Origin of the sequence: Vibrio agarivorans, assembly GCF_030409635.1 — a bacterium.
Taxonomy (GTDB): Bacteria; Pseudomonadota; Gammaproteobacteria; order Enterobacterales; family Vibrionaceae; genus Vibrio; species Vibrio agarivorans.
In genome coordinates, this window is record NZ_JAUFQF010000001.1 from 611,628 (window position 1) to 637,872 (window position 26,245).

Sequence of the window (26,245 nt, forward strand, 5' to 3'; positions counted from 1 at the left end):
CCTTAACTGAAGTATTCTTTAAGTGCATTGACTCGAGCCACTGTGTTCTCACACTCATGACTAAAGGCTTCTGCTTGCTCGGTTATCGTCTGAAGACCGGACTCCATACCCAGTAAGATATCTTGGTCTAAGAAGTTATGAGGTAACGCGCCATGGAAATCAGAGCTTACTCGACGTAAGTGATGTTCCATGTCTTTGACCTGCTGACTGATTTCAGCACTACGTTCCACCCAGTTTTCATAACTCTCTTGTTTCAATGCAGAATCGGTCGCTAGACCAACAAGTACTGAGCGGTTCGCCAAATCTTTGATCACCAAACGTTCGTCTGCATCAAGATCAAATCGCAATTTCGTCACCTGCGACTTCTGATTTACATAACCAAATATGTCCCCAGAGCCCTCTTTAACCAGTTTCTCTAGATCATTTTTCGGCACATATACCCACTTGGTATCGCCCTTGTCTACATCTGACACTGACATATTGCTTTGTAGCAGAACCAGTTTCACTAAGTTGCCAATGACACCAACTTTATACAGTTTTGCGTCACGCAGGTTGTACGACATACCCGCTTTTTTAAGCAAACCCGAAGCCGCTTCGTGATTTAACGTCATGCTAAGTTGTTCATTCACTGCCGTTTGAATTTCATCAAGATCTTCACGACAACTTGTAATCTGTAGCTCAACTTCGCGCTGATCAAACGTGTTGTTTAACGCAAAATCTCGAATGATCTGACGAACAACATCACGAGAGCCGGGACTGTTCCACAAACAGTCTTCGAGTAACAGCAGATCAAGCGGGTTAATAGAGTCACGCCCGTTAAAGAAAGCACTGGCTTTAAGCAGTTTTACCGCTTTTTTCCAACGACGATCAGAGACATACATCTCTTCATCACCCAGTTTTTGTGCCTCAGGTGACTCTTCAATCATTGTTTTAAGCGCGTATAGCTTGTCAAAGGTACGTTCATCAAGTGGAATGTCTTCAAGTGCCGATAACCATGAGTGGTACTCTTCATCGGTAATCGCCAGGCCCTCTGGTAACTTAACTTCTTGAGGCGTTCCTACCGTTAGCATTGAACGAAAATTGTGTTTGTTCTGAATTCGGTCTACAAAGATGCGCACTAACATACGGTCGTAGAGAGCATCGAGTCCGCTGTCTTCGTCTGGGAGTTCGTTTGAAGCAGAAATTAGCAGGCGCATTGGTACGCGTTCAACTTCACTGCCATTCTTGAAAGTCTTTTCATTCACTACCGTCAATAGTGTATTAAGAATGGCAGGGCCCGCTTTCCAAATTTCATCAAGGAATACTACTTGGGACGTCGGAAGGTAGCCTTGAGTCAACCGGACGTATTTACCGTTGTCTTTTAACTCTTGGATGCTTAGAGGACCAAACACCTCTTCGGGTGTAGAGAAACGCGTCATGAGATATTCAAAGTAGCTTGAATCTTCGAATGCTTGAATTAGTCGTTTAGCAATAAGACTTTTTGCGATGCCTGGGGGGCCTAAAAGGAACACGCTCTCGCCTGATAATGCAGCGAGCAAACACATTTTGATCGTGCGCTCGCGCTCATAAACACCGTCCGAAAGTGCTTTAGCAAGCTTATTGATTCGCTCTGACAGCAATGCCTTGTTTGCATGAGATGTAGATACTGACTTCAACATCTAGGTTCCTTTTTAAGGTTCTGTTTTCACTTTAATTATAGTTAACATTATATATACATTTGCAACCAAGTAATTACAACTTTAGTGTTAGCTTCAGACAAGTGTGAAGAGGAGTAAGAATAGATCCGTGAGGCACGAACAAAACTGACGTCTCAAAGCACGGTAATACTTGGCGTACAAAGGCAATACCTGTCTGTGTTATAGCATTGTGCTGCCGTTTGTGTGCTAGTAAAACTTTGATTGAGAAAATGAAAGGTTGATATTGCTGATATTGAACGTAATTGTTGAATTAATCGTCATTTGATATTCAAATGATTGATGAAAGGTAGGTTTCTCACTTTTGCGCTTTTCTCCATTGTCATTAGAGGATAGATTGAACACGTCATCATAGCAGTAAGAGTTCATACGGACATGAGTCAACTCATTCATCAGTGGAAATCGATTCGATTAGAAGAAGAGAAAGTTACTCTTCCCAACGGTAAGACGATCACTCACACGACTATTCAGCATCCTGGTGCGGCAGTCATTTTGCCTATCACCCCTTCTGGTGAGATCGTTTTGGTCGATCAATACCGACCTTCATTAAAAAAATGGTTACTGGAATTGCCTGCAGGCACACTCGAGATTGGAGAGTGTCCACTTGAATGTGCCGAACGCGAGCTGAAAGAAGAGACGGGGTATGTCGCTAAGAAGTTAGTCGAACTCGGGCAAGTCACGCCATTGGCTGGCTTTTGTGATGAGATTCAACATCTGTTTGTCGCGATCGATGTTGAGAAGAAAAGTGATGCCGATTTAGATGATGATGAGGTTATAAGTGTTACAGTCAAATCGCTCCAAGAGATTCAAACTGCGATAGTCGCTAACGAACTGTCGGATGCCAAAACCATAGCGTGTATTAGTAAAGCGCAGTTGTGTGGGTATCTTTCTTAGTCATCTCTTTGAATTTACATGAAAACGCCCGCTAAATGCGGGCGTTTGCTCAATCGATGGTGACGAATTAGAACGTCACGTTTAGACCGATGAAGTGGATGCGGCCGTCGAATTGGCCTTTAACAGACACAATACCCGCCACTTGCCGATCTATATCAGTCGTACCTAAGTCTGCATATTCATAGAACATATCAAAATCGTAGCCGTTCCAATGTGTCGCTGCACCCACAGAATATCGCCACTGCTCTCCTACTGGTACATCAACCCATTGCAGAGATGCATCGTTTTGTGGTGAGCTCTCATAGGAAACCCCCGCTTTTAGGCGCCAGTCAGAGTTAAGCCGATAATCAGCACCAAAGGCCAGTTTCCACACATCACTCCAATCACGCTGAATACTTTGGTTTAGTTCGGCATTACAATCCACTCTAGGGCAGTTATCAACCTTGATATCAAGTGGTAATTTGTCCCACTCACTCCAACGGTGCCATTGGAAGCTCGCTAACAAATCAAGATCATTTTGAACTCCCCAACGCGCGCTCAAATCAATAATTGCTGGCATTGCAACTTCTGTATTGACACCCGTTATGCGTGAAACATCACTAATCTTTGAACTAGCATCGGCATTCAAATCGTGCTCTACTTTCGAACGGAAACTAAAACCAAAGTCCAGGTCTTCACTATGGCGGTACATCACACCCATATTAAAACCAAGTGCCCAGTCAGACTCTTGATCGATAGACAACGCTGAAGTTTCTTGCTCAAACGTTACGTAGTTAATCTGAGCACCCATACCCCAAGACCACTGGTCGTTAACCTTGAAAGAAAGCGCAGGGTTAATCTGAAGCATCATCAGCGTTGTGCTCTCTAGTAAACCTGATGCCGCCCAGCTCGGTCCATAATCGAGACTAGAGCCGCCAGCCGCGCCAAAGCCAACACCAAAAAACACATCTTCATTTAACTGACGAGTATGAAAAGCTGCTAGTGATGGTTGATATGATTGTGTTGAGCCATTATCTGAACCTTCAAGATCTTCATAGGCCAATTTCAAGTCAAAACCTAGCGCATTGATCGTGGTTTTGCTTTCTCCCATGAACGACATAGTCGCTGGGTTAGTCCACATCGCAGCAGCAGAACGAGTATGTACGCCATCACCTGCACCGGTTGTACCCGCATTCGCGACAACCGCTTCTTGTAGAAGAATACCACTAGCCTGCACAGGCGCAGCCATAGCAATCGCTAAAGCCAGAGTTGAGAGAGTGCAAAGTTTAGAAGGAGAGAAAGATGGATGAGCTGCACTTTTAGAATTTTGATTTCGCATATATCGACCTGTTTGACGAACGTTACCTTGATACCTTTCCCTGTGTGTCTAAAGCAACCGAATCGTTATTCACATTAATTTGAGTCGGATTATGCATTATCTAATTATTCCATATGGAATAGTTACTATTCCTTTTGTACGAATTACTTGTAAGCGTTGTCCCAAAAACCCATAACTCCTTTAGCTACAGATAACATAAACGGCTCATGTACGGGTCATTATTTTGGCATATGTTTGTTATTTGACTTTCGGCGCTTAAACTCTCGTTTTTAACGGTCTGTTACCTTCTTTATTATCTATTTGTCGACAATAGCGTACTTTTTAGTAGTATCTGACAAAAGGGAATTTAACATTATTCAATCCCAAATACCTAAGTTTGGGACATTCCTCCATAAGTTTATTGACGTCAGAGCTCATTTATTTTGAAAAATCAAATACTCACAATATTGACTATCGGTTTTATCAGCTGCTTTTATAGCGTGCAACCTGCGCAAGCCTCTGCCGAGGAAGTCGCTTCAGCAAATACTGAGCTAAATGGCAATACCCTCACACTAGGCGCTATCACAAATAACCCCAAGAAATATTTTGATAGGCTTCATCCACTGAGCCAATACTTAGAAAGTAAACTCGATGGCAGTGGCATCGAACAGGTCTCTATTTTACTCGCTCCTGATTTACCCACGATGCAAACCTATCTAAACAATGGACAAGTTGATGTCATAAGTGAATCGATTTTAAGCGCAATTAAGCTAGATAATGTCGATATGTCACTCCTGCGTTGGAAAAGTGGCATGCGAGAGTATCGTCCGCTACTGATTAGTCACAAAGACTCTGGGATTGAAAGCATTCACGATCTTGTCGGTGAAAGTATTGCGTTTGAAGATCCTAAATCCACCAGTGCTTATCTGATTCCCATGCTGTACTTTACAGAGCATGGCTTTGATATGGTGGAGAAGGAAAATATTCATCAAGGTAATTTGCCAGGCCACATAAACTACCTATTTGCCACTGAGGCTTACTCGACTTCAGAGCAAAATTTGGCAATCTGGTCTTCTAGACAACTTGTTGGAGTCGCAGCCATTGCCAATAAAGATTGGGTCAACAACAAAAAGTTTCCTAAGCATATTCGAGATGATCTGCACATTATCTATGAGTTTGAGCCGATTCCACGCGCCCTCACCCTACTTCGTTCAGATCTCGATTCGGATGTTAAACAGCGATTAACCCAAATATTGATGGAAGCTAAAGATGATCCAGCAAGTTTTGAGGCATTGAGAGCCTTCAAAAAGACGTCTCAGTTTTCTCTGCTATCTACTCAAGAACGTCAAATGATTGAACACATCCAGCATCAATATGAAGCACTGCCAGAGACGCAGGAGGATGAGCATGAGAATTAATATCTTCACAAAACTCCTGTCGATATTATTCCTGTCGATATCAATGGTTGTTGGCATGTTTATTTTTGTCGCACATTCGTTAAACAATGACTTTATCAATCGAGTGTATGATGAAGTGGAATTTGTACTAACGGAAAACTCGACAGACTTTCTTCTCACTCATGCAGAAAAAAACATGGAATACCTGCAAGGTGAGATCATCAATTATATGTATTTCTCTGACGCTGACAGAATATTAGGTGAAGTAACAAAGTTTATCAGCGACTCCTCGACTGACGCGATTTATGTCAGAGACGCCAATGGTGACCTGCTCGCAAAGATGAGTAAGTACGAAGATAAAAATGAATTGCGCATTTTTGAAGAAGCCGATGAGCTACTCGCGATTCATAACGACGCATATATCCAAATTGATAAGAAAATCGCTTTAGCTCAACGCTTTTTCATTTATGACGAACCTGTAGGGTCAGTCATCATCGTTTCAAATCAAGAATACTATGCGAGTGAAATTGGCACTTCACTTGAGATTATTCAGTCGCTATCATCAATGCAACGCGATAAACACCTTTATCAGTTTGCCGTTGTAATCCTACTATCTACCGTATTATTTCTCTTTTGCGCTGGCGCATTGCTGACTCGACTTCTTGACCCTATTCGCCGCCTGCGTCAAGACATTAATAATTTTGGAGAAAAGACCGACAACTCGGCTCCTTTTGAAGATTACCCCAATGATGAGATTGGCGACCTAGCACACAGCTTTAAGATGATGCGTGATAAAGTAAGCAAACGCGAAAATGAAATTGTTCGTCTTGCTCAGTTTGATCCTCTTACCAACTTATACAATCGTAACTTTCTAATCAGTCACTTTGAGAGTCTAATTACTGATACCGACTGTCAGGTGATCTGTCTTTACATGGATCTGGATAATTTTAAAGAGATCAACGACACCTTTGGGCATGACGAAGGGGATTTGCTAATACAAGAAGTCGCTGGCCACCTTGCTATGCTTCGGATCAAGGAATATGATGACCCGACGCTGGCGAAGTGCTTTAAAGAGTGTATGACACTCTCCCGTCTCGGCGGCGACGAGTTTGTTCTACTTATTCAGATTGATGACATGGGCATTGGTGCCTACTCCCTCGGTTTTCAAATTGCACAACAGGTGACCAGTTTATTTAGAAATAAGCTATTGAGTTACAATGTAACATCATCTATGGGTCTATCACTCTTCCCAATGGACGGTAACTCCGTTGATGAACTATTAAAGAAAGCCGATATCGCTATGTATAGCGCGAAGGCAAAAGGAAAAGGTCGTTTTGAGTTCTTTAATGAAGAGATGAGCAGCGCACTTGCTCGTGAAAAAACCGTAGAGCAACTCTTAATTAAAGCGCTAGAGGAAGAAGGCACACCTCAATTTCACATGGTCTATCAGCCTCAATATCATTTACGTTCTGATAAACTGGTGGGCGTGGAATCTTTGGTTCGTTGGGTACACCCACAACAAGGCTTCATTTCTCCTGCTGAGTTCATACCTATTGCAGAGCGTAAAGGCCTAATTGAGAAACTCGGTAAGGTCACCGTTAGATTAATCATGCAAGACATGAAGCAGTGGCGTCAATTTGGCTGGGCTCTGCCGGTTTCATGGAACCTCTCAACTGTCGAGTTACTTAAAACCGATATCGTTGATTTCCTTATTGAGCAACTTAATTCAGCCGATATTCCTAGAGACCTGTTTAATATTGAGATCACTGAAACTGCATTGGTTACAGATTTAGAGCGAGCAAAAACTCAGATTGATATGCTGAGAAACAATCAGTTTAAAGTCTGGTTAGACGATTTTGGTACTGGCTACTCTTCCCTATCGATTCTTGGTGAGGTTGAGATTGATGGTTTGAAGATTGACCGCTCATTTGTCAGTGCTATAGGAGAAGGTGAAACCAGTAAGACGCTGGTGGTGGATGCGTTGGTGCAACTGACTAATACCTTTGATATCTATATTGTTGCGGAAGGTATCGAGACGCAATATCAGCTCGACTATTTGAAAGCGACACGCTGTCATTTTGGCCAGGGCTACCTCTATTCAAAACCCGTCACTGCTGACATTATTCTTAATCAATACACTGACCAAGCCGCTAAACTTAAATCGCACGCTTGTTAATATTTAGACAAACACAAAAATGGCCTCAAACGAGGCCATTTTTTAGCGATTCAACTTGTTTTCCATTCAATCAATGAACCAATAACTAAGCTCATGAGAAAACACTAACCATTCGGATAAATAAACTTAATCTCAACACGACGGTTGCACTGCTTACCCGCAGATGACGCGTTACTACAACGAGGCATGCTCTCACCGAATGCTCGGGTATATATCGCCTGTTGTTCAACTTTCTGCCCCAACAGCGCCTTCTCTACTGATTCTGCTCGGCGCTGTGCAAGTTGATCGTTATAACCACTGACACCTTGGTTATCTGTGTGGCCATCAATCACCACTTCAATCTCTGGGCTGCCTGCAAGGTAACGGCCTAGGCTATCAAGCCAGCGACGCGACTCCGCATCAATGCGCGAAGAATCTGTATCAAACTGGATCACTGGCTCAAGTTGAATCAAAGAGTAATCACCCGGAATAACACGGTATTGGATGCCCATTTGGCGGAGAAATGTCTCTAACTCTAAAGCATGTGGCATCGACGCTTGTGGTTGAGCAGGCACATTAGAATAAGTCGCAACGAGTCTTCTCGGTGGATCACCCCACTCCGGATGCTTAACCTCGAGATCATTTTGTGGTGCTGTATCCAGCATGTTGCCCCCTATATACATAGGGTCAGAAGTGAAGCTACCACATCCAGTTAATGCGAATGCGCACAATATCGCGATCTTTTTCATTCAGCCACCAGCTCAACGTTATCCAATGTCTAACCATACCATTTACCGTTATCCTAAATAGTATCGACCAAAACCGTTTATACTTAAGTAGAAATTGCTATTTAATTCCCGTGCACCTTTGCTGTGGTACGGTGTATGATATGAACGCTTCAAAATCAAACTATTAGAGCAAAACTATGACCCTAAAAACGATTAAGTTAAGTCTGATCACCCTACTTTCATCTGTGCTTGTCCTTACAGGTTGCAGCGAAGAAGTTTCCACCCCAACCGCTGGAAAAGAATACCAAGAACTCGCAGAGCCATTAGAAGGTCTAGCGCCTGTCACCGAGATCTTTTCACTTACTTGCGGCCACTGTCGTTCAATTGAACAGTTTATTCCAGAGCTTGAGCAAGCGACAGAACAAAGCATTGGTAAAGTTCACGTAACTTTTAACGAAAGTGCCCAAATTGCAGCAATGATTTACTACACCGCTGTTATGCAAAGTGATGAACCACTCTCACATGAGACAATGGATTCACTGTTCGCTGCAGTGCAAATGATGGGACAAGTCTCTCAAGAAGAGCAAAAAGCGGCCATAGAAGCTGTTTTTACAGACAACAGCTGGTCTAGCCCGTACCAAATCGACGATCAGCAGCAAAGCGAAATGCTAGAACTTTTCCAAGAAGCAGACGACATTAGCATTAAAGGCCGTATCAACAGCGTTCCTACTTTTATCGTTAACGGTCAGTACCAAGTGAACGTTTCTGCGCATGAAGACATTCAAAGCATCGCAAACACTATTAACTATCTATTAAATAAGGAGTAATCTCACAATGTCGAAAACGATTATTGCGGTCATTATCCTCGGTATTAGCCTTTTTCTTTTATACCGCAACATGCAGAACTCAAAAGCGGCTGATTTGAATCAAGCCAAAGGACAAGCGTTCCTTGAGACAAACAAACAGAAAGACGGAGTCTTAACTACAGAGTCCGGCTTACAATACGAAATTGTTCATAAGAGTGAATCTGGTGAAAAGCCAACACCCGACAAGCGTGTGAAAGTGCATTACCACGGTACATTGATTGATGGTACTGTATTTGATAGTTCAATAGATCGAGGCACACCGATCGATTTCGGTGTAACACAAGTCATCAAGGGCTGGCAAGAAGGTCTGCAGCTAATGGATAAAGGCGATAAATACCGCTTTTATATTCCTGCTCAACTGGGTTACGGAAACAGAGGGACAGGTCCTATCCCTGCTGCGTCAGTACTAATTTTCGATGTTGAGCTTATTGATATTCTTTAATCACTAAACTCGAAATCAAATCATGGGGCGGGATGAAAACTCACTCGCTCCCCTTCCACCATATAGCAATCCATACCTGCGGCATGCGCAGCCTGTTTACCCAACTCAGTATCTTCAAACACCACACAACGCGTTGGCTCACAATTTAGATTTTGTGCTGCAAGAATAAAGGTATCGGGGTTCGGCTTGTGACGCTCTACATCATTTGCAGTGACGACAGTTTCAAACAAATGTTCTAGGCCTGCTGCGCTAACTAAAGCATCCGCATTAATGCGTTGACTACCAGTGCCTATCGCCAATGGACGTTTGCCATGTAGAGCATTAACGATATCCAAGGTCACTTTAATTGGCGTGCCCTTATCTTCTATCGCACGGAAACTGTCCATCTTGAAGCCAGATACTTCTGTAGGGTCAAGTTTCAAGTTTTGTGTTTTGTTGATTTCTACTACGATCTTAGGGCTAGGCATACCGCCTAACGAGTGGAACCAAGCTTGATCGAATTCAAAGTTGAATGTTTTTGCAGTCAACCCCCATGCTTCTAGATGGGCAGGCATGGTATCTAATAAAGTACCGTCCATATCAAAAATCAGACCTTGGTACTTTTCGAGTTCTTTATAAATACTAATCATTGTGTGTCTTTATCACTTACTTTCATGAAATCAAGTCAACCTATCATGACGATATTACGCTTTAACTATATGAGCAATTTTTCGTAGCTTTATAGGCTATTTAATCTGCTTTTTGTTTCGACACTGCTCGAGTGTAAATATATAATTACAGCATATTGTAAACTGTGCTTGACCTTTACCTGGTTTGTGCCAAAATTGCGCCCTAATTTTAATACACGCTGTATCGTATTTTTTACAATGACTCATTCTCGACTTTTAGGCAGTAGCCTAATCATTGCTGGCACAACGATTGGTGCTGGTATGCTCGCTCTCCCCCTAGCTTCCGCTGCAATTGGTTTTCAATACTCACTATTGCTTATGATCTTCTTTTGGGCACTGATGACCTATAGCGCTTTATTGCTCGTTGAGGCTCACCAATACGCCGATCATGATGCGACCCTACATACACTAGCAACCAAGTTACTGGGCAAAAATGCGAAATGGTTGGTTGGCTTTTTTATGTGTTTTCTGTTTTATGCACTGTGTTCCGCCTATGTCGCAGGAGGCGGGAGCCAACTCAATGAGCGCATTCAGCAATGGTTTGGCCTTACACTCTCTAATGGTGCAACCAGCCTAATCTTTACACTTATCATCAGCAGTATTGTTTATCTCGGTACGATTGCGGTCGACAAGGTAAACCGTGTGCTATTCACCGCCAAGATCATTGCACTGATTGCGGTACTATTTCTTCTCTCGCCAAGCGTGAGCCGAACCTTTCTCGCAAGCCAGCCATTAGAAACTGGATTACTGCTTGCTGCGATGCCAGTCGTTTTCACCTCATTCGGCTTTCACGGCTCTATTCCAGCATTAGTTCGCTATCTAAATGGTGATACAAAAACACTGAAACATGCCATTATCGTTGGCTCATCAATTCCGTTACTCATTTATGTCTTCTGGCAACTCGTGACGCTAGGAAATCTTGAACAAGAAGTGATGGTTGCAAACCCTTCACTTGGTGCGTTGCTGCAATCCCTTTCTCTGCTAGTACAAAGCCCTGCTTTAGCGCAGATTGTCGGTGTATTTGCCGATCTTGCACTCGCGACTTCATTTTTGGGTGTCAGCTTGGGGTTGTTTGAATTTGTCGGTGATGCAACCCGTCGTAATCAAAGCGAGCAACATCGCGCAATCATTGGAGCAATGACTTTTGTGCCGCCCCTGCTATTTGCTGTGTTCTATCCGCAAGGCTTTATCATGGCGTTGGGCTATGCGGCGCTTGCCCTAGCTGCACTGGCGTTGTTTATACCAGTTCTTCTCGTCATTAAGGCACGCAAGACTTCGACAGAGCCTGGTTTCTATCAAGTTAGTGGTGGTAATACGGGTTTGGTGGCCGTTACTTTATCTGGCCTAATGATCGTCGGTGTGCAACTCAGCATCACTCTTGGATTGCTGCCAAGCGTAGGTTAAGGTCAAGGCTTTTTGCGGTAAAATGCTAAACCCCATTTCCCTCAGCAAAGAGCCTCAATCTATCATTGTGTATCTTTCACGATATCTATATTCTAGCTATTTACATTTCCTTACTTAATAAGTTGTTATTTCGATGAATTTTGCGGTTTTAAGTGTGTTCATTCCCACCTTCTTTTTTGTTTCTGTAACGCCGGGTATGTGTATGACACTCGCACTAACGCTCGGAATGAGTATTGGCTATCGTCGTACTCTATGGATGATGGTTGGAGAGCTCATTGGCGTTGCCTTGGTTTCTATCGCAGCCGTGCTAGGTATAGCCGCGATTATGCTCAACTATCCGTGGCTATTCGTTGGCTTTAAATTTATTGGTGGGACGTATCTGGCCTATCTTGGTGTGCAAATGTGGCGCTCCAAAGGCAAGTTAGCACTCTCTGCCGATGCAAAAGAAATCGAAGCAGGAAATGATTGGGACTTGGTTGTTCAAGGCTTTGTCACCGCAATTGCAAACCCAAAAGGTTGGGCATTCATGATCTCCCTACTCCCTCCGTTTGTTGATCAGTCTTCTCCTTTGACGCCACAACTTATTGTATTGGTCTCAATCATCTTGGTTTGTGAGTTTGCCTGTATGACGCTATATGCGACAGGCGGTAAAGGGCTGAAACGATTATTAGGAAAAAGGGAAAACGTCAAACTGCTTAACCGAATTGCGGGTAGTTTAATGATGGGTGTCGGTATCTGGCTATACCTAACTTAGTTTGAATAGAACTGGTCTGTATAGAGCTAGTCTATATAGAAGTAAGCGAACGAAATGAAAAATGCCCGAATCTATAGTCGATTCGGGCATTTTATCGTTATGTACAATTAAGGCGTGTTAAGCGTCTGGATAACCATTCGGGTTATTAGACTGCCAGCGCCAAGTGTCTGCTGTCATCTCTTCGAGTGTACGTTCTGCTTTCCACTCTAGTTCAAGCATCGCTTTGGCTGGATCGGCCCAACACTCGGCAATATCACCAGGGCGACGCTCTACCAACTTGTAAGGGATCGCTTTCTGACTTGCTGCTTCGAACGCTTTAACCATTTCTAGAACACTTGAACCATTACCTGTACCTAGGTTGTAAACGTGTAGACCTTGCTTGCGACCTACTTTCTGAAGGGCAGCAATATGGCCATCAGATAAATCCATCACGTGGATATAATCACGAACACCCGTACCATCTTTCGTTGGGTAATCACTACCAAATACTGAAAGGAACTCACGACGACCAACCGCCACTTGTGACACAAACGGCATCAAGTTATTTGGGATACCCTGCGGATCTTCACCTAACTCACCTGTTGGGTGTGAGCCGACAGGGTTGAAGTAACGCAGCAATGTGATACTCCAATCAGGATTCGCTGCTTGGAAGTCCGTTAAACACTCTTCCACCATCAGCTTGCTGCGGCCATATGGGTTGGTTGCACTGGTTGGGAAGTCTTCAGTAATTGGCACAGAGGCAGGATCGCCATAAACCGTCGCTGAAGAACTAAATACAATGCTCTTTACGCCCGCTTCACGCATCGCGTCCACTAGCACCAATGTACCATTTACGTTGTTGTCGTAATACTCTAGAGGTTTTGCTACCGACTCTCCAACCGCTTTAAGGCCAGCAAAATGAATCACGGCTTCAACATCATGCGCTTTTATTGTCTCAACAAGCAGCGCTTTATCACGGATATCACCGTGAACAAACGTTGGCTTTACACCTGCCACTTTTTCGATGCGTTCGAGAACAGAAGACTTACTGTTGTATAGATTATCAACAATCACTGGCGTCATGCCGGCTTCAATCATTTGAATACAGGTGTGGCTACCGATATAGCCCATACCACCCGTTACTAAAACATTCATTTATCCTAGCCTCTAGATGTTTTTCATTGTTAGGGCAAAAGTTTAAACCATTGTCTAATCAATGTCTTTAGCCGGGGGGTCTATAATTGTAAAGCAGCCTTTGCCTGCACTTTTCGCCTGATACATTGCCGTATCGGCAAGCTTCATTACCTCGTTAGAAGTGACTTGAGGTGTATTAGACCAATACCCGCCAATACTCACCCCAACCTGCAAAGTACTGCCTTTATAACTCACTGGCTCAGAGAGATGATCTATCAGTTTTTCTGCTCGTTTAACGAGTTGTTCACGAAGACAAGAGCGCAACACAATAATAAACTCATCACCCGCTAAACGTACCACAAGATCTTCACTGCGAACTTGGCTCTGAAGCCGCTTAGCTACGACTTTCAACACTTCATCACCAGCATCATGACCAAATTGGTCATTCACCTCTTTAAACCCATCTAGGTCAGCGTACAAAAGTGCATAGGGTTTAAACTCACTCTCACCCTGCAACTGTTCAAGCGCTGTGTATAAGCTTGCGCGATTGGCAAGACCCGTCAGAACATCATGGTGCGCAAGATAGCTTAAACGCTCCATCTCTTTGGTCTCCGACAAATCCGTAATCATCACCAACCATTCCGATTCTTGATTCGATTGCTCACTGTAGATTTTGGCAACTTTAACCAATAAGGGCATGTCACGCCCATCTTTGTGCGCCTCAATCACTTCACCATGCCAGTGTCCTTGACGCTCCACTGCAACACGAATCGTCTTAGCTAAGTCATAATAGGTGTTTTTACTCACCAAATTGTTAAGGGGAATTCCGATTAGCTCAGTGACAGTGTAACCAAGAGTCTTCTCAATCGCAGGGTTAGCGGTCTTGATATTGAAGTCTTCATCCAGTACTAAGATCGCATCTTTGATGTTTTCAAAGACACCAGCCGCCAACTTGAGTTGCTTCATTGCAGATTCAAACTCGGTAACATCCTCAATTGCAAGAAGCACCTGACCTGGCTTAGTGAGGCGGCGACTCGATACTTGGACTAAGATAGGTTCGCCTTGAGCATTGGTCGCTTGAAAGTGGCGATCATCGATTTGTGTCCCATTTTCAATAAGCTCCATCAGCGTTGACTCTTGCCAAATACGAATCACGGAGAACAGAGACTGACCGACGACTGATGATTGTTCGACTTTGAATACACTGACACACTCTTGATTGTGCAAAATCACTTTACCTTCTTGGCTCACCACGATGAGTGCATGCTGCACCGTTTGGATCACCTCATTAGCAAAGTACTTCTCATGCTCAAGTCGGTCTAAAGTATGCGCGACTTGCTCATCACGTCGGCCTAACCGATAGATCATGGTATTAAACGCAGAAACCAACTGACCAAGCTCATCATTTGAAGGCACTTTTAGCCGCGCAACTGTCATGCGCTCCTCGATATGATCTTGAATCGACTGGTTTAATGCCGTAATCGGCGTCACGATTCGTCGTTCGATGAACTTATAGAAAATAAACCCACATATCACGAGCATAACCAGTTCAAAAAGGCCCTTGTTAAGTGCTTTCCTATTGAGCTCGCCGATATAACTTTTCGCTGCAATGACATGCAGTCGTCCCAGTACCTCATCGCCAGACGTCACGGGAACAAAAACATGAATGTGATGAGAATCTGCAATCGTCCCTGCTTGTTGTTGAAGACTATGTTCATGGATCATAGCGGCGTTAAGGTGGCGTTCCTCTTTTTCATACTGAGCAAAGACAAGCCCATTCACATCGCTTAACTGAGCAATGTCAACATCAGAGTCAGCATTAAAGGCACTTAGCGTTTCATCGGCAGAAATACGATCATCAAACGCCATTGCCGCTGACAAGTTAAAGGCAACGCCCTTGGAGAAGACCGTAACGCGCTCAATAAGATTTTGTTCGTAGCTATTGTAGTTTAGGTATAGATCGTACAAACGTGCGATAGAAAATAGTACGCCCAAAAAAAGGATGACGGGCAGCAATAATTTACCTTGTAGAGATCGATATAGCTTCATTTTCGACCTCCTTCAATATCTGAGATTCGTAACAGCTGCGATGAGATAGTGTAGTCTCCCAGGTTGTCTAGATTGACCTTTGGACGAATCGCACCATTCTTTAGCGGCAATGCAATTGCACCACCCTGCTGCAGAAACACACCATGACTGCCAATAGTAACGGTTCTATCAGTAAGGTTAGAGAAATCTGCTTCATTGTCAAAATAGGCTATATCGCACTGCTCACTGGTTTCGCTACCTAATCGAATGCTAGTGACAGTCGTAGCAACTTGCTCTAACGCTTGGTAAATATTGCTATTATCAATGACACAAAACAGCAAATTAGGTTCTAGTGGCGGCTCATTCCAGTAGATAAAATTGGCAATTCTATACAGGTAAACCGCTTTTAGTTCATCACTACTGACCGCAGCTTCTGCCGACTCACTCAAGACTAACCCACCGATTAACATGCAGGCTAACAATGAAAGTCTGTACATACGTTGTAGCTTAGAACTCATGTGACACCCTCACATACAGCAGCTCTTCATTGACATGTTCATAGTATTGGAACTCACTCGATTTGTACCCTTGGTCCTTTCCTATATTTTGAGCGACGAATTCGATGGTTGGCGCGTGAGCATGTTTTTGCCACGCTAAACGAACATCAACTGCCGCGAAGTCTGGTATCTCCCAATGATAATCGCCATAGAGAGATTCGGCGTTATCGACATAAGTGATGCTTTGGGCTTTGACTATCGAATCTAACTGCCATTGTGAGTTTATGTTCCATAATAGTTGGATATTCCCATGATGCTGCGCATCTAACTGGCTATAGATATCTGACTCACCTTGCTCGTTCTCAGCCGACACAGAGAGGTAAGTATAAGCGCCATAAATTGATAGGTTATCAAATATTGCATAGCGAGCACCCAATTCCACACCATGCGTGTCTGCCGTGTAATTATCATTAATTTGATAGTAGGCAATTTGGTCGTAGCAGGTTTGACTTAAACACGCATAACCGCGAGCATTGTCATAACGGCTGAAAAATACCGTCCCATCAAATTCAACGGCTTGGTTTACATATCGATAGCCGACTTCACCAGTCCAAACACTTTCTGTATCTAAGTCGCCATTTGGAAGCGAGATATCGGCGACATAGTCGCCTTGATACTCATAACTGTTGATATATGCGGTATAGGTATCCATATACGATGGCGAAACAACCGCTCTTCCGACACCCGCCCATACCGACTGTTGACTATCAATGGTATAAATCCCACGAGCTTGTGGCGAAAGCTCGAAGCTATCGGTGTGTTGAAAATACTCGGCTTTCACACCCACTACGCTGGTAAGCGAAGGAGTCCAGTGAAATTGAGATTGAACATAAGCGTTGAAGATACTGTCTCTGTCAGACTTTACCGTTGATACACGTAAATACTCAGGCAATGCGGTGGGATCAAGTTCGGAGAGCAAGTAGTCAAACTCCACTTGTACCGCTCGATAACCACCACCAAACATAATGTTGTGCTGTTCATTCATTTGATAGCTGAAAGCGGCATCCAAATCCAAACTCTGGTAATCACCAGGGGCATCAAGCGCCTCGTCACTGTTTGTTTGCCCCCAGACTTTATATTTGGCTTCTAATTGCTGGTTAATTTGAGTCGCATAATCGAACTGTACATAGGCCGTGTACGCGTCAATCTCGATGGGGGTTTGGGATACACTATCTGGGAATCCATCAGGTGTGAGATGAAAAGTCGTAAATGACTGATCGAAACTGCGCTGTGTGCCGCCAAAGTGGAACTGCCAAGTATCTGAGCTCGCGGTTGTGCCTTGAAGTTTAATTCCCGCGGTATACTGATCGACTTGATGGTCGGTATTACCAACTAAAGGACTGGTTCGGCGATTTTTATAGAACGCGCGACCAGTAACGTCATCATTGAGCCTTAAACCTTGTCTAACCGCGATATTATAGTCATCACCTCGAGCGTAAGTTCCTGATAGCAAGGTTCCTTGGGTTTCTTCACTGTCTTTGGTGATGATGTTGACAACGGCATTGACCGCATTGCCACCCCAAATAGCACCGCCGGGGCCACGCAGGACTTCGATGCGCTCGATGTCTTCTAATACATAATCGATATCAGGCCAATAAACACCGCCGTAGGTTGGACTAAATAAGCTACGCCCATCCATCATAACCAGCATTTTATTGTGCAAGCCATGATGGAAACCCCTAGCCGAAACGATGATCTCTGACTCGCTAAATTTGGTCACATTGATGCCTGGCGCCAATGCAAGCGCCTCCGCAATGGTTCTAACACCACTGCGAATAATTCTCTCATTATCGATTACGTAGATACTTGCGGGCACATCATTCAATTGTTGAGCGAACTTGGATGCAGTTTCGACCTCAACCTGAACCAATGACAGCTCTTCCAAAGAGAGCTGCATGAGGTGCTCAAGACTGCTCGCTTTGGCTATAACCTCTCCTGAGAGAGCTGACAAACTAAAGACCCCTAACCAAAAGGACTTCATACCACTTCCTTGTCGTGACTTTGAACTGAAGTTCCATTCCAAAAACGCAACGCACATCTCATTTATGAGACAAATAAATCATACATATCGGTACATTTTGGAACACAGTTCATGTTTTTATAGTATATGGTTCTGGATTTTACGGCGTATTTACTATGAAAACACAATCACTCACCTATCTGGTGAAGTAGATCACTGTTTTTTAACTTTCAAGATCCTTTCCAAAGATCTTTGCATAGATCACACTTATGCGATAGTTACATGGTATAAATTGAGTCTACGTTCGACTGCATTCACGCAGTAATAATGAAAAGGATGAGCAGCGATGGAAAGCAACAAGTTACTCTTAAATTGCGATATGGGTGAGAGTTTCGGGTTATGGACAATGGGGCAAGACGCACAAGTGATGCCTTACATTGATCTTACTAACATCGCCTGCGGCTTCCACGCCTCTGATCCTCAAGTCATGGTAAGCACCATTCAGTTAGCGCTGCAGTATGAGGTTAAGATTGGAGCACACCCAAGTTATCCCGATTTACAGGGTTTTGGCCGCCGTTCAATTCCGATGTCTATCGATGAGATTATTAACCTGACCATCTATCAAATAGGCGCATTGCAGGCTCTTGCCCAATCCCAAGGCACGAAAATACATTATGTGAAGCCACATGGCGCACTTTATAACGATATGATGCGTGATATGTCTATTTTCGAAGGGCTGTGCGAAGCGGTTTCTCAGTTTCACGTCCCCTTGATGGTTTTAGCCGTTCCTGACAGAGATAGGCTTCTTGATATTGCCGATGAATACGACGTGCCACTGCTCTTTGAAGCTTTCATCGACCGAAGCTATCTCGCAAATGGCTCACTAGCCGCGCGAAGTGTCAAAGGGGCTGTTCTAAAAAACAGTGAAGATGTCATTCATCAAGCAAAGCAAATCATTCGCTACCAAAAAGTCACCACGTTAGATGGCGAAACACTGCCCATCGAGGCTGACACTCTGTGTATCCATGGAGACAACCCTATCGCTGTCGAAATCGCGCAGCAACTTCATTCACTTCTTGCTAAATAGGCCAAGATCATGACTAAAACTATTGAGTTTGATTGGCAACTTGTATCAGAGACATCGCTACATATTCACTTTGATGCGCCTTTATCAAGAACGCTGTCACAAACCATTGGTACCATCGCACAAGTTCTGCTTTCTCAACATAACGACAGCATCATGAATGTGACGCCATCGCATAATACGTTACTCATTGACTATCTGCCCTATCGAATTTCCCCTAAGGTTCTGATCTTGTCTATCGACTCTGCGATTCGCCATACATCAAGCACTCAAACTTACAAAACCCATGAAGTGGTTCTTCCTGCCTACTACCACCCAGAAGTGGGGTTAGACATTCATCAATATGAAGACAAAGGGCTATCGCTTACTCAGTTGATCGAAAGTCATACTCAAGCTTCTTATTACGTTTCTGCGCTTGGGTTCGCTCCTGGCTTTGCTTTTCTTGCTGGTTTACCTAAAGAGCTAACATTACCAAGACTCGCAACACCGCGCGTTCACGTGCCAAAAGGCGCTATTGCTATCGCTGATCAATATAGCGCCGTGTACCCAGATGACAGCCCTGGTGGCTGGAATCTGATTGGCCGCTGTCCGTTGGCAATGTTTCAACCTCAAGCACAACCTATCACTCCATTTAGTATTGGTGGCCAAGTTCGATTTACATCGATTTCAAGAAAGCAATTCTTGGATCTAGGAGGAGCACTCTCTTCCGATACTCCCCATTCAAATTCGCAGTGTTAGAAGGACATTTCAATGAGTCTATTGGTCAAAAAAGCCCACCAAGGCGTTCTGCTACAAGATTTCGGGCGTTTCGGGCTAACGCACTGGGGGATCACGACTGGAGGACCGGTCGATGCGTATGCTTACAGCTGGGTCAATCGACTGTTAAACAATCGCGCAAACAGTTCAGTAATAGAAATCACGCTCGGTCAAACAGAGATCTTTGTTCAACATTCCGCTTGGTTTGCGATTGGTGGGGGCAATCTCGATGCGCAGCTAGATGGGCACCATATCGAAAACTGGTCGAGCTTTTATGCTCGTCGCGGACAAACCCTAAGATTTAATCGACCTAAGAACGGGCTCAGAGCGTACTTGGGTGTAACGGGTGGATTTGAAGTACCACAGACACTATCGAGTTGCTCAACGGTAAGCCGAGATAGATTGGGAGGGCTAAACGGAGACGGTCAACATTTGAAAAGTGGAGATACGCTCAACTTCGCTTACCCGAATAGTCAACAAAGCTCGCAGCGTCAGTTTGTCTCTTTTCGTTTTATACCCGACTATGAGCGTCCTATCTTCCTAAGGGTTATCCAAGGTTATCAATCTAACCAGTTTGAAAAATCGGCTATGAGTGAATTCTATAATAATGAATACACGGTAAGTAAAGACAGCAATCGAATGGGATATCGTTTTGAAGGTGCAGAGATCGCTTCCCCGAGCCAAGGTATATTAAGTGAAGGGCTCGCGATTGGATCGATTCAGATTACGCCTAAAGGGCTTCCTATCGTGATGATGGCAGATCACCAAACCATTGGTGGGTATCCCAAAATCGGTTGTGTATCGCAGGTGGATTTACCAAGGCTTGCACAGGCGAAACCCGGTCAAAAGGTCTACTTTCAACCGGGTAATTTACAAGAGTTGCAGGACGCGTGGTGTCGTTGGGCGCTATTTTTTGGCTACTAGCACGAACTAAAGCATGCTAAGAAAATTTACAAGGATTGACCGAAATACTGCGCAAGAGCTTGTGGGTAATTTCGTTCAGATGCTACCTGCATTGCTTTTGCTTCGATGTCTTTGGCTTGCAAAGATAAAGTAACTGGATGAAGTTCTTCAATCGTTTTGCTCTGATAGGTATCTACATCAGCCACTAAACTCCATTCAGAGACAAGTGCAACCACACCTTCTAACGCAGATGACCCTTTCACGATCTCCATGCGAGCATAATTATCACCAGCAAAACTCACATCTGCTGCCCTCAGTGTGTCATCGTTACCCGGGATCTGCTGCGCACCGAATAATGGAGTCCCCTCGCACGTTGCCTGAGAAAAGGTAGGAACCATTTTTGCGACATACTCTATCGCACTCGATGTTCTGGTTTCCATCACGTCTTTTTCCCAGCCTTTGTCTAATTTATTCGCAAGCTGTTGCGGTAACTGTGGCTGTGACGAATCAGAAGTGGAAGACACTAAACCGCCCTCAAACAACGTGATCGACTTCGTCATTCCATGCAATTGAAAAACATTGTCTGCATAAGGGGTTAGCTGTGCCATACCGTTTGGTGTGCCACGTTCACCATGAAAAATAACTTCAGGCCAAGTGTATTGGTTACTTTCCCAGCGTGTCACGTAAGCGGCTTTAAACTCAACTAAACGCTCTCTCGGTGCTTGCACCATATCGTCGATGTCGCCAGTCTTATAACCCGATGCATTTATCAAATATTCTGCTTTCACTTCATGTAAAGCGCCGTCTTTATTGTACTGAACTACCCAGCCGCAATCTGCTTTGTATAAATCAACAACTTCGCTGTTCAAATCCATCTTACAGTGGTCTAACTTTTCTAGCGCTAACATCGCCGTAGCCCCTAAACGAAACACACTCCAACCGTGTTCTTGCACTGCAACAATAGGATACTTAACATCATCTAGGTTGACTGAGTTAGCAAACGGAATAAGCCACTCATCAAAAGAGTTGAGATTTGTTGACTGCGTTTTTCCAACCAACTTGAGTAAATCGGCTTTTTCATACAACTTGTAATAGTCACGCGGCTCACCAAGCACTTGGTTTTTATCATCGAGATCCACTAATGACTGATAGGCAGACTGAATTTGCTCTAGGCGAGGGATAAGATCGTCAGGTGTACCCGGATCGCTGTGAGGAATCGCGATAACAGTCGGTCGATGGTTTAAGGTGTGTGGAAATAGTCGAACGGTGTCGATAGATTGCTTAAGAAGCTCTATGCACTGCTCTGTTGATATTTCTCTGTACAAATTTCCACCAGCGTGTAAATGACAGATTGGAGGCCCACTGACCAAGCTCGGCCCTTTTTCGATCAAGGTCACATTTACGCCGATTTCTGCTAAATGCAATGCAGCAGTTGAGCCCGCGACACCACCACCGATTATGGCTACTGATTTACCAGTCATTTAATGCCCTATGTTTATTCTATTGGTGCACCGCAATCGTGCACCTAAGGTACTGAAGTGACGAGATTATACCGTCACTTTCCTATCAAAAAAAACAACAAATAATGCTTGACTACTTAATTGCGGTTTTATGATTTTTTCATGTTGTGAGTATCTTAAAACGCTGTGTGTCCGATGATAAAACCGCTCGGTTACATTTTAAGTTATTCACAGGCTGAGTTATCCAAAACTTTATCCACCGTTTTTGTGGATAACTACCCTTTGCGCAACGGGACAAGAATTCGTCGCATGCCGCCCTGCACCACAATAGCTAAAGTCAGCATGGTCAACAGCGGCAGTGTCAACCACACCCAATAGTGAATTTGCGGAGACAGGTTGAAACCAAAATTCATTACGCCCGCTACCACCGATTCTGCCCCTATTGTCGCGACTAAGCTCGCTACCAATGCCATCACGCCATACTCAATCCAGAGCGTGTTTTTTAAACGCTTACCACTTGCGCCCAGTGTACGATATAGCTTCATTTCTGACTGTCGTTCCACCAAACTTAGGTTGAGTAGTGTATAAATGAGCAACAACCCTGCCACTCCCGCTAGCCCCGCTAATAAAGTAATGGCCCACACTATCTGACCAACAAGAGATTGGATCTTTTCTCCCATCACTCGTATGTCCATCAAGCTCACTGTAGGATGGTTACGCGACAACTCTGTAAACAGATCATCATCTTGATCACTCAAACGGAAACTGACTAGGTATGTTGAGGGAATGGACGCCATGACGTCAGGTGTAAAGATAAAATAGAAGTTCGGTTTCATATCACGCCACTCGACATGACGAATCGAGTTAACGGTTGCCGTAAAGGTGTGCGAGTTAATCACAAAAGTCAGTTCATCACCTATTTGAATCGACAATGCCTCGGCGACTTGTTCTTCTACAGAAACACCCTTTGACTCTGTCCACTCGCCTTCCAATACATCGTTATAATCCGGCAGCGCCTCAGCCCAAGTGAAGTTGAGCTCACGACGAACGGCATCCGTATCGCTGCCCTGTTTTTGAACTTCCTTGGCATCCACGTCATTGACTAAAGAGAGACGACCACGAATGATTGGAAACGCTTCAGAGCGGTCAATTCCAGCTGCATCCAACGTGCCTAGATAAGTCGCCTTTTCATACTCCGCAATATTTAATGCGAACGCATTGGGCGCATCTGCCGGTAGCGTTCTCTGCCAATCAGACAAAAGGTCTGTGCGAACCAACCATAGTATCGCGAGCAACATCACCGAAAAAGCCAAACACCCAAACTGCAAGCCGGTAGCTATCTTATTGCGGTTAATGCGACTGAGTGCCAACTTATACGCTGGTTTTGCAGATAAGCCCTGTGCAATAGCCACCAGACCGACACTCACAAGCCCGAGCAGTACCACGAGCCCTACCAAGCCTAACAGGATAAACCACACGAGTTTATTACCAGAATATGCCATCAAAAACGGAACGATTGGAACAAACACTAACAGCCAACGACTCGCTTTATCTGATTCAGCAGTCTGAGCGATCACTTGGCTAGCTTTGGTATCAAGTAAACGAAGTAGCGGTATACCCATCGCAGGAATAGCGATAAGCGTACAAGTTAAAAAGGCGGTGATAAATGGTCTAAGGCCATAACTTGGTAATGGCGACGGTAGTAACTCTGCTAAGGAGAATCGTAGCCCGTACTCTAATAGCATCCCAAGCCCTGTACCAAACAAAAGTGAGAGCAGCGCAAGAATGGCTATTTGAATCCCCAGCCAACGACGTAACCACTGCTTGGTCGCCCCCATACTTTTGAGCATCGACACAAGCTGTTGTCGGGTGCTCACGTAATGCTGACAGGTAAGAACCAATGTGGTTGCTGCCATTAATATCACCACAACAACAGTGAGTGACAGAAACTGCTCAGTATTGGCGAAGACATCATTGGTGCGACTACCAGAGTCAACAGTACGCCAACGCTCACTAGGTGTCAGTTCAACCGATGCCTGCAACTCATCCAAAACGGTTGTTGGCGCATCAATAAACAGTTTGTAACGGACACGACTTCCCGGTTGAATGGCTCCAGTTTCTTCAATGCCATCTGCATGCATTAACGCCGCTGGCATTTGCTGGAAAGGATTGAAACTAAGCCCAGGAAACTCTGTAATTCGTCCAGAGACGGAAAGCTCACTGTCGCCTATCGCCAGTAAATCGCCCTCTTTGATGTCTAGCAAAGCAAAAAGACGTTCATCCAACCACAGCTCACCTGGCTTGACTTGATTTGTCACGCCCTGCTGAGAAGTTAGTGTCAAACTACCCTGCAGTGGATAGCCATCGCCAACAGCGTTAACTGAAACAAGCTGCATTTGAGAATCACTGAACGCCATTGTTGCAAAGCGTGTCAATTTCGCAGTAGTTACGTTTGATTGTGCTTGCAGAGACTTCGTTACATCCTCCGGTAAAGGGTTGGATGATTCAAATACAAGATCAGCGGTCAGTGCATCTTTACCTTGTTTAATGATCACTTGTTCGAGTCGCGAACTTAGGGCGGTAAGCGCAAAAACACTCGCGAAAATTAGCGTCAGTGCCAGAGCGATGATCCACAGCTGTCCACTTCTCACTTCACGCCAACACCATTGGGCAATACGTTGCTGAGCCGCTCTCGGCTGCACAGATCTGTGTCCGGTGTTAGGCATGGTTTTCTCCTACCACTTTTCCTGCCGCAAGCTGAATGGTTCGATCACAACGAGCAGCCAGTGATGGATCATGCGTCACCATCACCAAGGTCGTACCGTGTTTACTGTTAAGCTCAAAAAGGAGTTCAACGACACGCTCTGCCGTGACTTGGTCTAGGTTGCCTGTCGGTTCATCAGCAAACAATACTTCTGGCTCAATCATAAAGGCTCTTGCCAACGCAACGCGCTGTTGCTCTCCACCTGAGAGTTCATTCGGCGTATGGTGGGTACGATTTGCTAATCCTACTTGCTCTAGCAGCGTTCTTGCACGTTGTTCGTCCACATCCATACCTTTAAGCAAGCAAGGTAGAGTAACGTTCTCTAATGCAGTCATACTTGGAATAAGAAGAAAGCTCTGAAAAACGAAGCCAACAGAGTGGCTGCGTAAAGCTGCTCGCTGCTCTTCATCTAAATCCTCTAGCGTTTTTCCTAGTAACTCTATCGAGCCCGACGTTGGCGTATCAAGGCCAGCAAGCAAGCTCATCAAGGTCGATTTCCCTGCGCCACTGGATCCAATGATGGCAACCGACTCCCCCTTGTTGATCGTCAATGAGACATCATCAAGAATTGTTAATTGCTCTTGTTTAGTTGAAACGATATGGTTGAGTGAATTGGCTTTAATTACGGACAATGACATGATTAAACGGTTTTCCTTGTTGTTTTCACTACTGCTTTCTTTCTCGGTTTCGGCTCAGACTTTATTAGTATTGGGAGATAGCCTCAGTGCAGGATACCAAATGTCTGCTGAAGAAGCTTGGCCTTCTCTTATTCCAGACGAATTTGCTAAGCGCGAACAAACCGTTACGGTTATCAATGCCAGCGTTTCAGGCGATACCTCCGGAAACGGCTTAGCCAAGCTCCCGGCTCTCTTACAAGAGCACCAACCAACCAGTGTGCTTATCGAGTTGGGTGCCAATGACGGCCTAAGAGGCTTTCCACCTAACGTTCTCAAAACTAATCTGAGCCAAATGATTGCTCAGATTGAAGCGTCTGGCGCGAAAGCTATCGTGATGCAAATCCGCGTACCACCGAATTATGGCAAGCGCTACCAAACCCTGTTTGAAGATGTCTATCCACAAATCACTAAGGAGACAGGTACACCCCTGATTCCATTTTTCCTTGAGCAAGTGATCCTCAACCAAGACTGGATGATGTCTGATGGACTGCATCCAAAGCCTGTCGCACAACCGTGGATAGCCGAGTTTGTTGCCACGCAACTAGAGCCCTTTTTTCCACTTTAATGCCCTAGCTCAAAAAAAAGCGGTTTTGACTGCGTTACAGTGGAGGAGTTTACTTCGCACAACAAAGGAAGTGCTCTAA

At 44.5% G+C, this 26,245-nt stretch carries 22 protein-coding genes; 11 read left to right on the plus strand and 11 right to left on the minus strand.

Going from position 1 to position 26,245, the window contains the following annotated elements; all coding sequences use genetic code 11:
* Positions 1–2: 2 nt before the first annotated feature.
* Positions 3–1,658 carry an ATPase RavA domain-containing protein gene (locus tag QWZ05_RS02575; RefSeq protein WP_290296326.1) on the minus strand — a complete coding sequence of 552 codons (1,656 nt, stop codon included), beginning with the start codon at positions 1,656–1,658 and terminating at the stop codon, positions 3–5.
* Between the two features lie 411 nt (positions 1,659–2,069).
* Here QWZ05_RS02575 and QWZ05_RS02580 point away from each other — a divergent pair, with 411 nt between their 5' ends.
* Positions 2,070–2,588: an NUDIX hydrolase gene (locus tag QWZ05_RS02580; RefSeq protein WP_264876321.1), complete on the plus strand. Its 519-nt coding sequence runs from the start codon at positions 2,070–2,072 to the stop codon at positions 2,586–2,588.
* Between the two features lie 67 nt (positions 2,589–2,655).
* Here QWZ05_RS02580 and QWZ05_RS02585 read toward each other — a convergent pair whose 3' ends face one another.
* Complete coding sequence (locus QWZ05_RS02585; protein ID WP_290296329.1) at positions 2,656–3,906, minus strand: OmpP1/FadL family transporter; 1,251 nt, start codon at positions 3,904–3,906, stop codon at positions 2,656–2,658.
* Positions 3,907–4,328: 422 nt separating this feature from the next.
* Between QWZ05_RS02585 and QWZ05_RS02590 the strand changes: the two genes are divergently transcribed.
* Positions 4,329–5,303 (plus strand): phosphate/phosphite/phosphonate ABC transporter substrate-binding protein, encoded by a 975-nt coding sequence (locus QWZ05_RS02590; RefSeq protein WP_290296330.1) that lies wholly within the window; start codon positions 4,329–4,331, stop codon positions 5,301–5,303.
* Entirely contained in the window at positions 5,293–7,458 is a 2,166-nt protein-coding gene (locus tag QWZ05_RS02595) for a putative bifunctional diguanylate cyclase/phosphodiesterase (protein ID WP_290296332.1), read from the plus strand. The genes QWZ05_RS02590 and QWZ05_RS02595 overlap by 11 nt, the downstream gene beginning before the upstream one ends.
* A 104-nt stretch (positions 7,459–7,562) precedes the next feature.
* Here the strand turns inward: QWZ05_RS02595 and QWZ05_RS02600 are convergent, their stop codons facing one another.
* Positions 7,563–8,186, minus strand: a complete 624-nt coding sequence (locus QWZ05_RS02600) for an OmpA family protein (RefSeq protein ID WP_264876325.1) — start codon at positions 8,184–8,186, stop codon at positions 7,563–7,565.
* Positions 8,187–8,362: 176 nt separating this feature from the next.
* Between QWZ05_RS02600 and QWZ05_RS02605 the strand changes: the two genes are divergently transcribed.
* Positions 8,363–8,992 (plus strand): thiol:disulfide interchange protein DsbA/DsbL, encoded by a 630-nt coding sequence (locus QWZ05_RS02605; RefSeq protein ID WP_290296336.1) that lies wholly within the window; start codon positions 8,363–8,365, stop codon positions 8,990–8,992.
* 7 nt (positions 8,993–8,999) lie between these two features.
* Complete coding sequence (bamJ, locus tag QWZ05_RS02610; protein WP_264876327.1) at positions 9,000–9,473, plus strand: BamJ family beta-barrel-assembly machinery protein; 474 nt, start codon at positions 9,000–9,002, stop codon at positions 9,471–9,473.
* 20 nt (positions 9,474–9,493) lie between these two features.
* Here the strand turns inward: bamJ and QWZ05_RS02615 are convergent, their stop codons facing one another.
* Positions 9,494–10,093 carry a beta-phosphoglucomutase family hydrolase gene (locus QWZ05_RS02615; RefSeq protein WP_290297109.1) on the minus strand — a complete coding sequence of 200 codons (600 nt, stop codon included), beginning with the start codon at positions 10,091–10,093 and terminating at the stop codon, positions 9,494–9,496.
* A 246-nt stretch (positions 10,094–10,339) separates the two neighbouring features.
* Between QWZ05_RS02615 and QWZ05_RS02620 the strand changes: the two genes are divergently transcribed.
* Both QWZ05_RS02620 and QWZ05_RS02625 read left to right on the plus strand, forming a co-directional pair.
* Complete coding sequence (locus tag QWZ05_RS02620) at positions 10,340–11,545, plus strand: aromatic amino acid transport family protein (protein WP_264876328.1); 1,206 nt, start codon at positions 10,340–10,342, stop codon at positions 11,543–11,545.
* Between the two features lie 133 nt (positions 11,546–11,678).
* Positions 11,679–12,299 carry a LysE family translocator gene (locus QWZ05_RS02625; RefSeq protein ID WP_264876329.1) on the plus strand — a complete coding sequence of 207 codons (621 nt, stop codon included), beginning with the start codon at positions 11,679–11,681 and terminating at the stop codon, positions 12,297–12,299.
* Between the two features lie 117 nt (positions 12,300–12,416).
* Here QWZ05_RS02625 and galE read toward each other — a convergent pair whose 3' ends face one another.
* The 4 genes from galE to QWZ05_RS02645 are packed head-to-tail and all read right to left on the minus strand — an operon-like array spanning position 12,417 to position 17,978.
* On the minus strand, positions 12,417–13,433 hold the full coding sequence (galE, locus tag QWZ05_RS02630) for a UDP-glucose 4-epimerase GalE (RefSeq protein ID WP_264876330.1): 1,017 nt from the start codon (positions 13,431–13,433) through the stop codon (positions 12,417–12,419).
* A 54-nt stretch (positions 13,434–13,487) separates the two neighbouring features.
* Positions 13,488–15,461 carry a diguanylate cyclase domain-containing protein gene (locus tag QWZ05_RS02635; RefSeq protein ID WP_290296339.1) on the minus strand — a complete coding sequence of 658 codons (1,974 nt, stop codon included), beginning with the start codon at positions 15,459–15,461 and terminating at the stop codon, positions 13,488–13,490.
* Entirely contained in the window at positions 15,458–15,958 is a 501-nt protein-coding gene (locus tag QWZ05_RS02640; protein ID WP_264876332.1) for a YfiR family protein, read from the minus strand. Before QWZ05_RS02640 ends, QWZ05_RS02635 begins: the two co-directional genes overlap by 4 nt.
* Positions 15,948–17,978 (minus strand): TonB-dependent receptor plug domain-containing protein, encoded by a 2,031-nt coding sequence (locus tag QWZ05_RS02645; RefSeq protein ID WP_290296340.1) that lies wholly within the window; start codon positions 17,976–17,978, stop codon positions 15,948–15,950. The genes QWZ05_RS02640 and QWZ05_RS02645 overlap by 11 nt, the downstream gene beginning before the upstream one ends.
* A gap of 325 nt (positions 17,979–18,303) precedes the next feature.
* On the opposite strand from QWZ05_RS02645, the gene QWZ05_RS02650 reads away from it, so the two are divergent.
* Genes QWZ05_RS02650 through QWZ05_RS02660 form a run of 3 tightly spaced genes read left to right on the plus strand, consistent with a single transcriptional unit; the run spans position 18,304 to position 20,721 of the window.
* Positions 18,304–19,044, plus strand: coding sequence for a 5-oxoprolinase subunit PxpA (locus tag QWZ05_RS02650; protein WP_290296341.1), 741 nt, complete (start codon positions 18,304–18,306; stop codon positions 19,042–19,044).
* Between the two features lie 9 nt (positions 19,045–19,053).
* Positions 19,054–19,779, plus strand: coding sequence for a 5-oxoprolinase subunit B family protein (locus QWZ05_RS02655; protein WP_290296343.1), 726 nt, complete (start codon positions 19,054–19,056; stop codon positions 19,777–19,779).
* A gap of 6 nt (positions 19,780–19,785) precedes the next feature.
* Positions 19,786–20,721 (plus strand): 5-oxoprolinase subunit C family protein, encoded by a 936-nt coding sequence (locus QWZ05_RS02660; RefSeq protein ID WP_390216743.1) that lies wholly within the window; start codon positions 19,786–19,788, stop codon positions 20,719–20,721.
* A gap of 26 nt (positions 20,722–20,747) precedes the next feature.
* On the opposite strand, the gene QWZ05_RS02665 is transcribed toward QWZ05_RS02660, so the two are convergent.
* From QWZ05_RS02665 to QWZ05_RS02675, 3 genes are all read right to left on the minus strand, one after another.
* Positions 20,748–22,181, minus strand: a complete 1,434-nt coding sequence (locus QWZ05_RS02665) for an FAD-dependent oxidoreductase (RefSeq protein ID WP_290296347.1) — start codon at positions 22,179–22,181, stop codon at positions 20,748–20,750.
* A gap of 254 nt (positions 22,182–22,435) precedes the next feature.
* Positions 22,436–24,886 (minus strand): ABC transporter permease, encoded by a 2,451-nt coding sequence (locus QWZ05_RS02670; RefSeq protein ID WP_290296349.1) that lies wholly within the window; start codon positions 24,884–24,886, stop codon positions 22,436–22,438.
* Entirely contained in the window at positions 24,879–25,562 is a 684-nt protein-coding gene (locus tag QWZ05_RS02675; RefSeq protein ID WP_264876339.1) for an ABC transporter ATP-binding protein, read from the minus strand. The genes QWZ05_RS02670 and QWZ05_RS02675 overlap by 8 nt, the downstream gene beginning before the upstream one ends.
* Between QWZ05_RS02675 and QWZ05_RS02680 the strand changes: the two genes are divergently transcribed.
* The gene (locus QWZ05_RS02680; RefSeq protein WP_290296352.1) at positions 25,561–26,166 is read left to right on the plus strand and encodes an arylesterase; all 606 of its coding nucleotides are present in this window, start codon (positions 25,561–25,563) and stop codon (positions 26,164–26,166) included. The two genes, QWZ05_RS02675 and QWZ05_RS02680, sit on opposite strands and share 2 nt — an antisense overlap.
* Positions 26,167–26,245: the final 79 nt, after the last annotated feature.